The sequence below is a fragment of the Hafnia paralvei ATCC 29927 genome (assembly GCF_001655005.1).
In the GTDB taxonomy this organism is placed as follows: Bacteria; Pseudomonadota; Gammaproteobacteria; order Enterobacterales; family Enterobacteriaceae; genus Hafnia; species Hafnia paralvei.
Genome location: NZ_LXET01000062.1, coordinates 48759 through 64247, shown reverse-complemented (window position 1 = coordinate 64247; position 15489 = coordinate 48759). Strand labels below are relative to the sequence as shown.

Below are 15489 nucleotides of genomic sequence, written 5' to 3'. Positions count from 1 at the left end.
TTCTTCCGAGGGAGACTTCCGTTATTTCTTACGTCTTACTTTTTCTTACTCAGGCACAATCCATTCCACTTTCGCGTGGCCAGTACCTTCAGGTACCAATACCTTGTGTAGCCAAGGCAGCACGTCGCGCATTTGCTGTTCCAGCTTCCACGGCGGGTTAATGACAATCATGCCGGAAGCGGTCATGCCGCGCTGATCGCTGTCTGGGCGGACCGCGAGCTCAATTTGCAGAATGCGACGGATACCGGTGTCTTGTAAATCGCGCGTCATTCGTTTGATCTGCTGACGCAGGACAACGGGATACCACAACGCATATACGCCAGTAGCGAAGCGCTTATAGCCTTCCTGAATACCTTTCACCACGTCCTGATAATCGGTTTTCATCTCGTACGGCGGATCGATTAGCACGAAACCACGGCGCGACAGGGGTGGCAGCTGTGATTTCAACTGTTGGTAACCGTCAGCTTTCATCACTTTTGCGCGCTCGTCTTTAGCGAATTCATTACGCAGGAGAGGGAAATCGGTCGGATGCAGTTCGGTCAGATGAATTTTGTCAAAATCGCGTAATAACTGACGAGCAATCAACGGCGAACCTGGGTAGTAACGCAGTTGCTCCCCGCGGTTAAAGTGTTTAACCGCGCTAAGATAGGCTTCCAGCTCGGCGGGAATATCGTCACGCTGCCAGATACGAGCGATACCTTCTAGGTATTCACCCGTTTTTTCAGCATGCTCACCACTGAGCTGATAACGCCCCGCGCCGGAATGCGTGTCCAGATAAAGGAAAGGCTTATCCTTTTCTTTCAGCGATTCAATGATCAAGCTCTGAACGGTATGTTTGAGGACATCGGCATGATTGCCGGCGTGAAAACTGTGGCGATAACTGAGCATAGTGAATTTAAACTTTCGTATATTCTAATAACTAAAACAAAATCATTAGGATAGGTAAATTAGGACCGTGACAAGGCACAGCGAGTCTGCTCTTTTGGGCTGCGGGCGTCGCGGCATGTCAGCAGGTGACGGTTAAGTATAAACGGTATGGCGATGAAAGACTTTATGGATTATCGCATATTGGTTTTGTGATACAGATAAAGAATGGTCGAATCTTGAAAGCAGATAATTGTGTGACAAGGAATGCCATGCAAAAGGGATTTACAATGGGGTTATTGCAGCAATTTGATATGTTGAGTGAGTCGGAAAAATTATTTGTGGCGAGTTGTCCTTACAGCGCCCCGGTAATACGCTTCTCGGCAGATGAGGCGACGCAAAAAACTATCCAGATATTTGGTCACAATGGCCATAATGATATGTCTGATGCATTTAGGCATTGCTATTTCGCGGCTTTATTATCGAGGGATTTGGGGTATTACGACGCACTGGATTACCTCAACGCGCATGAGCGCTTTCCTAATAACCCGAGAGAAGAAAGGCGTATGGACATGGCTAATAACTATGTTGGTGCGGATATTGGACAAACACAAAGACCCAATAATGAGCTTGCAGAAATGTGCTTAAAAGCTGCGCAAGGAGGGAGACTTGTACATTTTTAGTATCATAGCCCTCGTACTAACGTTGTGTAGCTGTAAGGACTCTTCTAGCTTAGAACAGCTTAAACGCTATGGCTCAAGTCCATTTGATCAGCAACGCTGGAAGCTTTCTAAGCACCGGCTTGATATGGTGTGGCGTCTGGCTGTTGATCGCGATTTATGTACAAAAAGCACGTCACAGTTAGTTGATTTATTAGGCAATGGTGACGGGTATTTCATCAGTGAAAAATACCTGTCTTGGCAATTGTCCTCTCACCAGCAATTAGCGTTTAAAACGCAGCAACAAAGCCCTTATCCTGCGTTTTTTGCCATTACTTACGATAATCATGTTATGGAGCAGATTTCTTGCTCTTAGATGTATTTGGGCTTGTTGTGCCTCCTATCAAAGCGATTGAACCTACCAGCCATTGATTTTCGCTACACTTAACCTCATCTTAGATCTAAACACGAATTTTATACCGGTTGCTCGCAGAGTTGGGCGGCTGGTTGAATCTATTCATATGCCGCGTTGCTGCGGCTAAGACCGTTAACCTTCGTTGTTAATGGCAAAACTATACAGGACGCTTCCTTATGACCAATCCGTTACTGACGCCGTTCGAACTGCCACCCTTTTCTAAAATCAAACCTGAAGACATCGTTCCTGCGGTGAAAGCTGCACTGGCAGATTGTCGTGCTGAGGTTGAGCGCGTGGTCGCACAAGATGCGCCATTTACATGGGACAACCTGTGTCAGCCACTGGCTGAAGTTGATGACCGTTTGAGCCGTATCTTTTCTCCGGTCAGTCATTTGAATTCCGTACAAAATAGTCCAGAGCTGCGCGAAGCTTACGAACAGTGTCTACCTTTGCTGTCTGAGTATGGCACGTGGGTTGGACAACATGAGGGGCTATATCAAGCCTATCGTAGTCTGAAAGAGGGTGCCGGTTTTGCGGTACTCACCAAGCCGCAGAAGAAAGCGGTAGAAAATTCACTGCGCGATTTTGAACTGTCAGGCATCGGTTTACCGAAAGAGAAACAGCAGCGTTATGGTGAAATCATGGCGCGTTTGTCTGAGCTGGGTTCAGCATTTAGCAACAATGTGTTAGATGCCACTATGGGCTGGAGCAAGCTGATTACCGACGAAAAAGAGCTGTCGGGCCTACCTGAAAGTGCGATGGCTGCGGCGAAAGCGTTAGCAGAATCCAAAGAAAAAGAAGGCTGGTTACTCACTCTGGATATTCCGAGTTATTTGCCGGTTATGACCTATGCCGATAACCGTGAACTACGTCATGAGATGTATCAGGCGTTTACCACGCGGGCATCCGATCAAGGACCAAATGCAGGTCAGTGGGACAATAGCGAAATCATGGCTGAAACGCTGCAGTTGCGTCACGAACTTGCACAGCTGCTGGGCTTTAAATCCTATGCCGATAAATCATTGGCGACCAAAATGGCAGAGAACCCACAGCAGGTTCTGGCATTCCTCAATGATTTAGCTGAACGTGCTCGCCCACAGGGTGCTCAGGAATTAGCTGAGCTGCGTGAGTTTACCCGCAAGCACTATGATGTGACGGAGTTGGAAGCGTGGGATATCACCTACTACAGCGAAAAACAGAAACAGCACCTTTACTCCATCAGCGATGAGCAACTGCGTCCTTACTTCCCTGAGCAGCGTGTATTAAGTGGTTTGTTCGAAGTAGTAAAACGCATTTATGGTATTACCGCTAAAGAACGCCATGATGTCGATGTGTGGAATTCTGAGGTACGTTTCTTTGAGCTGTATGATGAAACGGGCGAACTGCGCGGTAGCTTCTATCTTGACCTCTACGCGCGCGAACACAAGCGCGGCGGGGCATGGATGGATGATTGCGTTGGGCGTCTGCGTCGTGCCGACGGCAGCTTACAAAAACCGGTCGCTTATCTAACCTGTAACTTTAATCGCCCAATCGGCGATAAACCTGCGCTGTTCACTCACAATGAAGTGACAACGCTGTTCCATGAGTTTGGCCACGGTTTGCACCACATGCTAACCACCATTGAAACCGCGGGTGTTTCTGGCATTAACGGGGTGCCGTGGGATGCCGTCGAGCTGCCAAGCCAGTTCATGGAAAACTGGTGCTGGGAGCCAGAGGCGTTGGCGTTCATCTCAGGTCACTATCAGACCAATGAACCGTTGCCTCAGGAAATGTTAGATAAAATGCTGGCAGCGAAGAACTATCAGGCGGCGCTGTTTATCCTGCGTCAGCTCGAGTTCGGGATGTTCGACTTCCGTCTGCATACCGAGTTTGATCCTGCGCAGGGCGCTCGTATTCTTGAGACGTTGAAAGAGGTAAAAGCGTTGGTTGCAGTGATGCCATCGCCGAGCTGGGGACGTTTCCCACATGCCTTCAGCCATATTTTCGCTGGTGGTTATGCTGCTGGGTATTACAGCTATCTGTGGGCAGAATTGTTATCGGCTGATGCTTTCTCTCGTTTTGAAGAAGAAGGGATTTTCAACGTCGATACCGGTCGTGCGTTCCTCGACAATATCCTGTCGCAGGGTGGTTCAGATGAGCCAATGAATCTCTTCAAAAACTTCCGTGGCCGTGAGCCTAAAATCGATGCGATGCTGCGTCATTATGGCATCAAGGGCTAATTCGTTGAGTATTCAGTTATTGTTGGAAGAGGGCGCCGATAGCGGCGCCTTATCGCATTTAGCCGAACGTTGGGGACTGGTTCACGATCCTGAAGCGCTGATGGCGCTGGTATTAACGCAGGAACATTTGGAACTGCGTAAACTGGATGAACCTAAGCTAGGCGCGATTTTCGTCGATTTTGTTGCGGGAGCCATGGCTCATCGTCGCAAGTTTGGCGGTGGTCGTGGTGAAGCCGTCGCTAAAGCGGTAGGCATCAAAGGTAGCTATGTGCCAAGCGTTGTGGATGCTACCGCAGGGTTAGGCCGTGATGCCTACGTGTTAGCTTCCGTGGGTTGCCATGTACGAATGCTAGAGCGCCATCCCGTGGTGGCGGCTTTGCTCGACGACGGCTTGCAGCGTGGCTATGCCGATCCAGAAATTGGGGGGTGGCTACAAGAGCGTTTAACGCTGCTGCATGCGTCCAGTATTGATGCGTTGAAAGATCTCACGCCCGCTCCGGAAGTGGTTTATCTCGATCCGATGTATCCGCACAAACAGAAAAGTGCGTTAGTGAAGAAAGAGATGCGAGTGTTTCAATCATTGGTCGGGGCGGATTTGGATGCTGACGCATTGTTGGCGCCAGCGCGAGCTCTGGCCACGAAACGCATTGTGGTGAAGCGTCCTGATTATGCCCCTCCGCTGGCAGATGTTCCTGCGCATGCGGCGACCACAACCAAGAATCATCGCTTTGATATCTATACGCCGCTAAAGTGAATCTGGCGAGAATCCCTCTGCCTAGCCCCTTAATCGGGGCTAGGTCATTTAAGTTTTAGTACCCTGAACTCGTTTTTTTCATCGTATCTCCCGATTTCATCGGTTGTTTATCCATCTGGTCTTTGCTCATTTCATCTTGTTTTGGTGCTTCGCCTTTTTGCATGGCGTCCAGATGTTGCTTTTTCATTTCCTGCGGTTTTTTGCTGGTGTGATCCATTTTATGCGGATCGTTATGCATGCTTTTATCTGACGTACTGGTTGAATCCGCGGCGAAAGCAAATCCAGTACCCATCAGTAAAGCGCTACACATCACGGTGGTAATGAGTTTTTTCATGGTCAGATCCTTATCCAGTTATGGGGGCGAAGCCAGTATTGCCTTCACGTGTTCATTAAATCCTCACCGAGTTATAAATTATTTGTGATAACTCAGGACACAAACCCTGTGTAGACTGAATATATTCCCGTAGTCCTTCAAGATGCAGGTACTTGGGTATAAACCATCCAGCTTGGAGTGAGAACGCGATGGAAGGAATGAAGCGAATTCTAATTGTAGAAGATGACTCACATATTGCCGATCTACTGGCTTTGCATCTACGCGATGAAGGCTATCAGATAGAACACGCCGCCGATGGTATTGCGGGGATGTCCATGTTAGAGCAAGGCGGCTGGGATGCGCTGATTCTGGACTTGATGCTGCCGGGAATTGATGGGCTCGATATTTGTCGCCGAGCCCGCAGCATGACGCGCTATACACCGATTATTATGATCAGCGCTCGTTCTAGCGAAGTTCATCGCGTTTTGGGACTAGAGCTGGGTGCTGATGACTATGTGGCTAAGCCTTTCTCCATGGTTGAGCTGGCTGCGCGAGTAAAAGCGCTATTTCGCCGTCAGGAGGCGATGAGCCGTAATCTCCAGATGGATGCAGGACGTTTGGATATGGCGGGTCTGACAATCGACCCTATTGCGCGTGCGGTGTGGATGAATCAGCAGCCTATCGATCTTACTCCGCGTGAGTTTGATCTCTTGTATTTTTTCGCCAAGAATCCAGACAAGGTGTTTTCGCGTTTGCAATTGCTTGATCAGGTCTGGGGTTATCAACATGATGGTTACGAACATACGGTGAACACCCACATCAACCGCCTACGAATCAAGATCGAAGCGGATCCCTCAGAGCCGCAATATATTCTGACTGTTTGGGGTTCTGGCTATAAATTTACGGCGTCGGGTGCGGGTAACTAAATGAATCGATTGAGTCTCTCTCAGCGTTTAACGCTCGTTTTTGCGCTGTTGCTGGTGGTTTGCTGCGCGGTATCTGGCTGGCTTCAGGTTCGCAGCAATACCCAATACAGCCAGCAGGTGATCCAGCGTTTATCGGTCAATCTTGCTCAGCACATCACTGAAAATAATAAACTTTTGGGGTCACAAGGGCTGAATCCTGCGTCGGTAAAAAAGCTATTTGATCAGCTTATGTCAGTGAATCCGAGCGTCGAGGTTTATTTGTTAGATAAGCAAGGACACATCATCGGAGATGCCGCGCCGGAAGGGCGGATTAAACGCCGCGATGTGAATCTAAAACCTATCAATGCGCTGATGCAGGGGCAAAGCATGCCCGTTTTGGGTGATGATCCGCGCAGCATTGATGGGCAAAAAGTCTTTAGCGTCGCGCCACTGCAAGTCGATGGTAAAACCGAAGGATACTTATATGTTGTGCTGCTTGGTGAAGACTATGCTCGACTAGCCGATGATGCCCGAATGGGATCGGCGGCGCTAACGGCGTTTTGGTCGATGGGGTTGATTATGCTGTTTGGTTCTCTGGCTGGTTGGCTGGCTTTCCGCTGGGTGACTAAGCCGGTGCGTCAACTCACCCGTCAGGTGATCAAACTGGAACAGGAAGGGTTGGATTATGCGCGGGTCATGGCGCTGAGCGTGCCAGACGCTGACGTAAAAAGTAATGAGGTTACTCAGCTCAGACGTGCATTTGTTTTGATGGCCAAGCGTATTGCCGAGCAGTGGAAAACCTTGGCGGAGCAGGATCAACAACGCCGTGAATTTATTGCCAATATTTCACATGATTTGCGAACGCCGCTGACGTCTTTACATGGGTATTTAGAAACGCTGTCGGTCAAGTCATCCAGCTTGAGTGACGCTGAACGTAAACGTTATTTAGATATTGCACTCGCGCAGAGCCTGAAAGTAGGCCGTTTGGCACAAGAGCTGTTTGAGCTGGCGCGCTTAGAATATGGCGTAGTGAAGCCGCAAAAAGAGCGTATGTCGTTTAGTGAGCTGTTGCAGGATATTTTCCAAAAGTTTGAGCTTACGGCTGAAACCCGTCAGATTAGGCTTAGTGCGGATGTTCCTAAAGGTTTACCTCTGGTCAACGCTGATATCTACATGATGGAGCGCGTGTTGACCAATCTTTTGGATAACGCAATCCGCCATACGCCTTCAGGCGGGTATATTGCGGTGAAACTTTGGCATCAAGACGGGCAGATGTGGGTTCAACTGACCGACAGTGGTACAGGTATTCCTGAAGAGCTAAAAGCGGGATTATTTGAGCGTCCATCGTTGCTTTCAGGCGTGCGTCGCCAGTCGGCTGGAGGGCTTGGGCTAATGATTGTCAAACGCATGCTGCAACTGCATGACGGGGACATCATGTTGGTCAATGAGAATGAGCAGGGCGCTTGTTTTCGTTTAATGCTGCCAGTGTGAATTGCTCCCTTAATTATTATCACACTTGGTGGTAGCATGAATTTCCCTTCTAATTATAAGAGTTCACTCCGATGATGTTGTTTTTGACGGTGGCATTGGTTCATCTGGTGGCCTTGATGGCTCCAGGTCCTGACTTCTTTTTTGTTTCTCAAACGGCGGTTAGCCGCTCTCGCGCTGAAGCCATGCAGGGTGTTGTAGGGATTACACTGGGTATTGTTATTTGGGCTGCGGTGGCGCTGATGGGGCTGCATTTGCTGCTCATGAAAATGGCGTGGCTGCACAGCATTATTACCGTTGGCGGGGGCTTGTACCTGACATGGATGGGCTATCAGCTCTTAAAATCTGCGCGAGCCAAAGGACAGTTGGACAACAGAGATGAGGTTAACGTCACTCTACCAGCGCGTGGTAAAACCTTTTTACGTGGCTTCCTAACCAACTTATCTAACCCAAAAGCGGTTATTTATTTTGGCTCGGTGTTTTCCCTGTTTGTGGGTGACAACGTTAGCACGCCTGAGCGCGTGGGGTTATTTGTGATGATTGTGGCAGAAACCTTCGTATGGTTCAGCATCGTTGCCTCCGTGTTTGCCCTGCCGGTAATGCGTCGTGGCTATCAGCGTTTAGCTAAGTGGATCGACGGCGTTGCGGGCGTTCTGTTTATCGGCTTCGGTCTGCATCTAATTTTCTCGCGTTCATAATTATACTGGCTAATACATATAAAAAGGTGGGCTGCAGGCATCAGGCATTCGCAGGGGCGAAAGGCATTAGCGTGGTTGCTAGTGCCAGACTTAAGGACAGTAGGGTTTTACAACGCCTTTTCCAAGCAAATAAGCTAAGGCGTAACATGAATATCTCCTGGAGCCAATTGAGTACAACGAGCCCATCCGATAGCCTGGCTCCGGCTTGCCCGCAGTTGCTGAGACTGAATACGAATAAAACGTAGCGGCTGATCGCCGCTGTCTAAACGATAATTTCCGACGGCGTCTGCTATCTGGCAACGATCGCTGGAAATGGTAATCTCTTTGGGCATAACGCTATCTATTTGCCCCTTGTTACGCAGTACCAAATTATATAAAGCATCGGTCTGGCCAGACTCCGCTGGCTGGGCCTGCGCATCAACAATCCATTGAACGGTCAACGCTTGTTGCAGGATCACCGCTTTCAGCGTTGGCATGGACCAAGCTCTGCGGTCGCCCTCGAGAGGTAAGCGAAACCAGATTAGCCCTTTTAAATGGGGGATATGCTGTAACCTAAGCTGAGATAAAAAATCAGCTATAGTCTGAGGCTGAACCGAGATCTCTTGCATTTGGCCTGCAATGTAGAGGGAGCTTTCACTCTCTACCACGGGCTGTTGATTCTGAAAACCCGCTAGCCCTATGCCATAGGCCGGTAATGCGACATAAAATGGTTTTTGTGTCACGTTGCTATAGCGTTTGATCCAGCTAGCCGCTAATTCAGCATCGAATAACCCTTTCTCTGGCGAAAGGACGGCATGCACCTGTAACACGGATTGATCCGCCTGCTGAATTAACGCAGGCAAATAAGGAGAGTCTAACCATGTAGGTAACAGCGTTAGGCTGAGTTGCAGATCCTGTGGCAATCTCGTTCGCAGTAGCTTAAGAAATTGTTGATAAACCACCAGTTTTGAACTGGGGGAATCATAGTCAATTTCAACGCCCGTGACGCTTAGACCACTCTGCTGCCATTGGTGTAGCTGATTAAGTAGATTTTCAAACACCAACGACGAATCAATATGCTGTAGTTGCCCATCAAGGCGGACCACTAACCAGACGGGGCGTCCATCTTGCCGCAGCATTTGGGTATCTACGGCGATTTTGCGTAAGCCTTCATCGCGATTGAGCTGTAGTCCCAACACCCGTAGGCTAGAAAATAGTTCATGGCTTTGCAAAAGTGCGTCTTGGTGCTGTGGAGTCCAGACTCTTTGCCAAATATAGGTTTGCTGATCCCATGGTGTGAGATTTTCTCCCGATGTTCCTGATGAGGGATTTCGATAAAGACTAAAAAGTATGCTGCAAAAAAGTGCCACCATACCGATTACAATCCATGTCCGTTTCATGTCCGTCTGCTTCATCCCCACCGCCTAAATAACTTGGTTCGGTCACATTATGTGAGATCGTGTCTATGAATACTGATCCAGTACAAGCTTGGCATCAAGGATGAATAAAGGGTTTAGGGATTTTTAAAGAGTCGGGTTTACGCTTGCCACCAAAAAACAAAACGCCTGATGAGAACATCAGGCGTTTTCAGGCTAGAAAGGATGGGTTAGCGCTGAGACAAATTACATCGCAGCGAAGAAGATCATACCAACGACTGCGCCCGTGGTACCCAAAATGGTTTCCATTATTGACCAGGTTTTCAGCGTTTGAGCTTCGGTCGCACCGGTGAATTTACCAAACAGCCAGAAGCCGGAGTCGTTTACGTGGCTCAGTACGATGGAACCACCCGCGATACAGATAGACAGTGCAGCCATCTGTGCGCCGTTGTAACCCAGTTCGCCGATAACCGGAAGAACCAAGCCTACTGTCGTTAAACACGCAACGGTAGCGGAACCCTGAATCACACGAACCGCAGCGGCGAGTACGAAGCAAGCCACAGCAATTGGCAGACCCGCACCAATCAAAGAGTTACCCAGAGCTGGACCTACGCCGGAATCAACCAAGATTTGTTTGAAGACGCCGCCCGCACCGGTAACCAGAAGGATGATACCCGCTGGCTGGATCGCCGCAGAACATACTTCCATGACTTTCTCTTTGCTCATGCCCCGACGAATAGCCAGACCATAAATGGCAACCAGACAAGCCAGCAGAATTGCGGTAAACGGATGACCGATAAATTCCAACCACTTATGCAGTTCAGTACCGGTTTCCACAAAGCGCGCGCCGATGGTTTTCATTCCAACCAGAACCAGTGGGAATAAAACTAACGCTAAGCTGAAGCCGAATGAAGGCAGTTTGCTCTTATCTAAGCTTGGCTCTTGGATATCAGCAGGCAGATCCAGAGTGACATACTTGCTGATGAAGTTACCAAACAGAGGACCCGCTAAAATCATGCCTGGAATAGCAGCACACAGGCCGATCAGAATCATCCAACCATAGTCTGCTCCCATCTGAGAGGCCAGCAGCATAGGCGTTGGACCTGGTAACAGGAACGCTGCGGCACCCGCAACCCCAGCAAACAGAGGGATCGCCAGTTTAACCACGTTACCGTTGGTACGACGAGCAACGGCGAATACCACACCAATCAGCAGAACGATGGCAACATCGAAGAACAGCGGCAGTGCACAGACCAGACCTGCAATACCTAGTGCATAATGTGCCCGCTTCTCTCCAAAGCTAGAGAGCAGTTTGGCAGCAATCTGATCCAGTGCGCCGGTTTCATGCAGGATTTTACCGAACATGGCACCTAAGGCGACGACGATAGCGAGGAAGCCTAAAGTGCCTCCCATGCCTTTTTCCATGGTCTTGGCAATCATATCCAGCGGCATTCCGGAGAAGATACCTGCGCCGATAGATACCAACATCAGAGCAACAAAAGCGTGCATACGTGCTTTCATTACCAGAAACAGCAACAGTAGGACGGAGCCGACTGCGGTAAAGACGAGAGTGAAGGTGCTCATTATGACCCCTGAGAAATCACAGATTTAATGGTTGTAATTGTATTTTCAACAACACCGTCCAGTGGGAGGCTGATGTCGACAGCATGAACGTCATGTTCATCGCTGGTAGGTTCTTCTAACGCTTCAAATTGTGAAACTAGCATCTGCGGTTTAAAGAAATGACCTTTACGCGCTAACAGACGGCTTTCGATCAAATCGAAATCGCCTTTTAGATAGATAAAAGAAACGTTTTTATTGCCGTCGCGCAGCATGTCGCGATAACGCTTTTTCAGTGCAGAACAAACGATCAGAGATACGTCGTTGGTACGTTGCATGGCAAAAATGGCGTCGTTAACCGCTTTCAGCCAAGGCGTGCGGTCTTCATCATTCAGCGCATGTCCTTCGGACATTTTTTTGATATTAGCGCGGGGGTGCAAGAAGTCTCCATCTAGGAAACCTGCGCCAAGCTGTTGGGCTACGGAAGTTGCAACAGCAGATTTACCGCTGCCAGATACGCCCATCAGGATAAAAACGTGGTGTTGTGGTTTTTGCTCGCTCATTTCTACTCCAGAGAGGGGACGGAAGACCATCCGCTAAACGTAATGTTACTGGTAACTTGTTATGGGTAACATTGTCTGAGCAGAGATAACAATTAGCAAGAACCGTGACAAAGTAGCTTCAATAACTGTGAGGTTACTCTCAGTTAGTAACGGTAATTAACTATAAGTGAGTAGTTGCTTACGGGGTTTTAGATGCTGCCGCCATAGAGAAGTGTGAAACCAACGTCAACCATCTGGGGTGAAATGGTTTCACCGCGTAGGCGTGCTAGCATGCGCTCTGCGGCAATTTGCCCCATGCGCTGGCGAGGTGTTAATACGCTGGCGAGTTTCGGGGTCATGACCTGACCAATATCGTGGCCGTGGAAACCGGCGATCGCCATATCTTGAGGAATGCGCAGACCCAAACGCTGGCATTCAAAGGCAGCACCTGCGGCTAAGTCATCGTTGGTGCAGAAGATACTGTCCATGTCAGGATAGCGTTCTAGCGCTTCACGCAGTAGCTCACTGCCGACGGAGTAAGAGGAACCGCGTGGGATCATGACACTACGAGGCTCTAAGCCGGCATGATTCATTGCCGCTTCATAGCCATGCTGTTTGATGACCGTACGCTCATCTTGGCGAGCGCCAAAATAAACCACTTTGCGATGACCGCGATCGATGATGGCCTGAGTCATTTGACGAGCGGCTTCGAAGTTATCAAACCCAACCGCGATATCAATACACGGCGTCACGCAGTCCATCATTTCCACGACGGGGACGCCTGACACTTCGATCATCTTACGTGTGCGTGCGGTGTGACTGCGTTCAGACAGGATCAACCCATCGACGTTGTAGGAGAGCAGAGACAATAAACGCTCTTCTTCTTTTTCTTGGCGATAGCCATAGTGCGCTAGCATAGTTTGATAGCCATGCGCGTCGGTGACGCTTTCTATGCCACGAATAACATCGGCGAAAACTTGGTTGGTCAGAGAAGGAAGAAGCACGCCAATCGCGCGGCTCGTTGAATTGGAGAGAATATCCGGTGCGCGATTAGGGATGTATCCCAATTCGTCCAACGCCACTGCAATTTTTGTTTGAAGTGCAGCAGAAACTTGCTCAGGGTTACGCAAATAACGGCTTACCGTCATTTTTGTCACACCAACTTTGTCTGCGACATCTTGAAGTACAGGGCGTTTTTTCTTCATTTTCAATGAAATAACTAATGTTCGGACGAATGCAGACAGTTTAGCAAAAAAACAATGTCACGTATAAAACAAATGTTACGCATATCATGCGAAACATCGCGCTCTGGGATATCACGCCACTAATGCGCCGCGAACCACGTAGGAGTGCCCTGCATCACGTGACCCGACGATAAGCTCAAGTGCTCTTTGTGCCAACGATTCTAATGGATATTCAATGGCGGGCTGCCCTGGAAGACTCATGGAACCATCGAGACTAAAAATCATGACCTGCCTAGGAACATCACGATTGAATGCTTGCAACAGTTCTTTTGCCTGCTGAGCATCGTTGTTATCGCGTAGCAGAAGCCCATTAAAGGCAACACCGCTGTTAAGCAACGACTGGAGGGCGACCTTCATAGAGGGAGAACATTGGGTCACAAGCTGTCTGTTGTAAGGAATAAGGTTAAATTCTAATGCGCTGCGATAACCCTGTAGTGTTTGGTCAGCGGCATCGCTCTGGTCATAATTTAGCAATGCCAACTGGCGTCGCCCCTGACTGACCAGATATTGAGAAGCGGTGTGTGCAGCAAACTCATGATCGAACTCAATCCGGCTGCCGCCTTCGGCGTCTAAACAGTCAATCAGCACAATGGTGTCGTCAAGCGGAGGTAGTGTAAAACGCGCTCCGATGATAATCATGGCATCACACAGTCCGCGCCCCAACTCGCTTAACGCATGTTGTACGCTGGCAGCATCGGTGGCGAAGCGTAGCAGAAGGTGTTTTTTATGCAGACGCATCTGTTTTTCTAACGCCTGAAGGTAATGCGCTGCCTGCTGGATAGTTTCCATGGCGCACACGACACCAATGCAACCGGTCGTTTGTGTACTCAGCGACTGAGCAATCAAATTCGGCGCATAGTTCAGGGCTTCTGCGGCTTTTAGTACCGCCAGACGGCTTTCCTCCTTCACGCCACGGCTGCCGCTGAGTACCCGTGATACTGTGGCTTTGGACACCTGAGCGAGTCGTGATACATCGTTGATAGTCGCCATATTCTTTTGCCAGTTGGAGTGAAATCATTCGTTCTAGTGCAGGAGATACAGGTTAAAAAAGTAGAACCCTGCATCTCCGAGCAAAACAATGCCTAATGTGTTAAAAACCGTTCTCTTGTGAGACTTTGGCAAACCATTGGCCACTTTTTTTTATTTTCCGCGTTTGCGTCGCTAAATCGAGTTGCACAAAGCCATAGCGGTTTTTGTAGGCATTGCACCACGACCAGTTATCGATAAATGTCCACATATGATAACCCAAGCACCGACTGCCTTCCTGAATCGCTTTATGCACCCATTGCAGATGTTCGCGAATGAATTCAATGCGGTAGTCGTCTTGTACCTGCCCATGTTCAACAAATTGCTGCTCGTTTTCTACGCCAATGCCATTTTCTGAAATAAAACAACGCGGATTTCCGTATTGAGTGCGTAGGTTCGCCAAAATGTCATAAACGCCTTTTTCATAGATTTCCCAGCCGCGATAAGGATTCATTTTACGCCCTGGCATTTCATAGTTATCGAAGAACCATTCAGGCATAAACGGGCTCTCGGGATTCACCATGCTATCACGGGATTTGATGCGTCTTGGTTGATAGTAATTGATTCCAAGTAGTGAGACCACGCCCTGAGCCAATAGCTCGCGATCGCCGTCACGGCATTCTGGCAGTTGGTGATGCATTTTGAGCAAATCGACTAACTCATCGGGATATTTACCTAACAGAGCGGGATCGAGAAAACTACGGTTAAACATTAGGTCGGCGATATTTGCCGCTTTTACATCGGCCGGATTCTCAGAACGGGGATAAGAAGGCGTCAGGTTGAGGATAATGCCAATGTCTCCACCTTGATCCAACTGGCGATAGCGTTGCACCGCCTGTGCATGGGCGAGCATGGTGTGATAAGCCACGGTCGCGGCGCGTTTAAAATCCACCACGTTGGGATAATGGAAGTCGTACAGATAGCCACCTTCGACCGGAACCACAGGCTCATTAAAGGTAAACCAGTGTTTGACGCGATCGCCAAACAGATGAAAACAGGTCGCGGCGTATTCCGCGTAAGCATCAACGACTTCACGATTTTCCCAGCCACCTTGCTGTTGCATCACCATCGGCATATCGAAATGGAAGAGATTGATAAAAGGCGTAATGCCCTGAGCCAGCATTTCATCGATGATCTGATTATAAAATGACACCGCATCAGGATTAACCGCTCCACGGCCGTTAGGAATTAAGCGCGCCCATGATATCGAAGTGCGAAAGCTGTTATGTCCAACCTGCTTTAGCAGTGCAATATCATCTCGCCAATGCTGATAAAAGGTCGATGTATCTTGTGGCCCCACCTGTTGATGAAAACGATTTGGCTGTTGGGAGAACCAGTGATCCCATACCGTGGCGCTTTTGCCGCTGCCAAGACTATTGCCTTCGGTTTGCGGTGCCGAGCTGGCGCTGCCCCACCAAAATCCAGTTGGAAACGAGTGTGTCATAGG

The 15489-nt window shown here is 49.0% G+C and carries 15 protein-coding genes; 7 read left to right on the top strand and 8 right to left on the bottom strand.

Annotated features, from left to right (window positions below):
* Positions 1–45 precede the first annotated feature (45 nt).
* The gene (locus M988_RS19755; RefSeq protein ID WP_008815858.1) at positions 46–888 is read right to left on the bottom strand and encodes a 23S rRNA (adenine(2030)-N(6))-methyltransferase RlmJ; all 843 of its coding nucleotides are present in this window, start codon (positions 886–888) and stop codon (positions 46–48) included.
* Positions 889–1136: 248 nt separating this feature from the next.
* Between M988_RS19755 and M988_RS19750 the strand changes: the two genes are divergently transcribed.
* The 4 genes from M988_RS19750 (at position 1137) to rsmJ (ending at position 4911) form a co-directional block, all read left to right on the top strand.
* Positions 1137–1547: a DUF6973 domain-containing protein gene (locus M988_RS19750; protein WP_082919486.1), complete on the top strand. Its 411-nt coding sequence runs from the start codon at positions 1137–1139 to the stop codon at positions 1545–1547.
* On the top strand, positions 1534–1899 hold the full coding sequence (locus M988_RS19745; RefSeq protein WP_064575439.1) for a hypothetical protein: 366 nt from the start codon (positions 1534–1536) through the stop codon (positions 1897–1899). The genes M988_RS19750 and M988_RS19745 overlap by 14 nt, the downstream gene beginning before the upstream one ends.
* A 215-nt stretch (positions 1900–2114) precedes the next feature.
* Positions 2115–4157, top strand: a complete 2043-nt coding sequence (gene prlC / locus M988_RS19740; RefSeq protein ID WP_008815859.1) for an oligopeptidase A — start codon at positions 2115–2117, stop codon at positions 4155–4157.
* Positions 4141–4911: a 16S rRNA (guanine(1516)-N(2))-methyltransferase RsmJ gene (gene rsmJ, locus M988_RS19735; RefSeq protein ID WP_373368209.1), complete on the top strand. Its 771-nt coding sequence runs from the start codon at positions 4141–4143 to the stop codon at positions 4909–4911. The genes prlC and rsmJ overlap by 17 nt, the downstream gene beginning before the upstream one ends.
* 55 nt (positions 4912–4966) lie before the next feature.
* On the opposite strand, the gene M988_RS19730 is transcribed toward rsmJ, so the two are convergent.
* A complete protein-coding gene (locus tag M988_RS19730) occupies positions 4967–5245 on the bottom strand; it encodes a hypothetical protein (RefSeq protein WP_008815861.1) in 279 nt (92 codons plus the stop codon).
* Between the two features lie 188 nt (positions 5246–5433).
* Between M988_RS19730 and M988_RS19725 the strand changes: the two genes are divergently transcribed.
* From M988_RS19725 to rhtC, 3 genes are all read left to right on the top strand, one after another.
* A complete protein-coding gene (locus M988_RS19725) occupies positions 5434–6150 on the top strand; it encodes a response regulator transcription factor (protein ID WP_008815862.1) in 717 nt (238 codons plus the stop codon).
* Positions 6151–7620, top strand: coding sequence for a sensor histidine kinase (locus tag M988_RS19720; protein ID WP_064575436.1), 1470 nt, complete (start codon positions 6151–6153; stop codon positions 7618–7620).
* Positions 7621–7691: 71 nt separating this feature from the next.
* Complete coding sequence (gene rhtC / locus M988_RS19715; protein WP_064575434.1) at positions 7692–8315, top strand: threonine export protein RhtC; 624 nt, start codon at positions 7692–7694, stop codon at positions 8313–8315.
* Positions 8316–8449: 134 nt separating this feature from the next.
* Here the strand turns inward: rhtC and M988_RS19710 are convergent, their stop codons facing one another.
* From M988_RS19710 to M988_RS19685, 6 genes are all read right to left on the bottom strand, one after another.
* Entirely contained in the window at positions 8450–9709 is a 1260-nt protein-coding gene (locus M988_RS19710; protein WP_248846526.1) for a DUF3142 domain-containing protein, read from the bottom strand.
* 207 nt (positions 9710–9916) lie between these two features.
* Complete coding sequence (gene gntU, locus M988_RS19705) at positions 9917–11254, bottom strand: gluconate transporter (protein ID WP_008815866.1); 1338 nt, start codon at positions 11252–11254, stop codon at positions 9917–9919.
* Positions 11254–11793, bottom strand: a complete 540-nt coding sequence (gene gntK / locus M988_RS19700; protein ID WP_008815867.1) for a gluconokinase — start codon at positions 11791–11793, stop codon at positions 11254–11256. The genes gntU and gntK overlap by 1 nt, the downstream gene beginning before the upstream one ends.
* 188 nt (positions 11794–11981) lie before the next feature.
* Positions 11982–12977: a gluconate operon transcriptional repressor GntR gene (gene gntR / locus M988_RS19695; protein ID WP_064575432.1), complete on the bottom strand. Its 996-nt coding sequence runs from the start codon at positions 12975–12977 to the stop codon at positions 11982–11984.
* A 111-nt stretch (positions 12978–13088) separates the two neighbouring features.
* Positions 13089–14006 (bottom strand): LacI family DNA-binding transcriptional regulator, encoded by a 918-nt coding sequence (locus M988_RS19690; protein WP_008815868.1) that lies wholly within the window; start codon positions 14004–14006, stop codon positions 13089–13091.
* A gap of 100 nt (positions 14007–14106) precedes the next feature.
* Positions 14107–15486 (bottom strand): glycoside hydrolase family 1 protein, encoded by a 1380-nt coding sequence (locus M988_RS19685; protein ID WP_064575431.1) that lies wholly within the window; start codon positions 15484–15486, stop codon positions 14107–14109.
* Positions 15487–15489 lie beyond the last annotated feature (3 nt).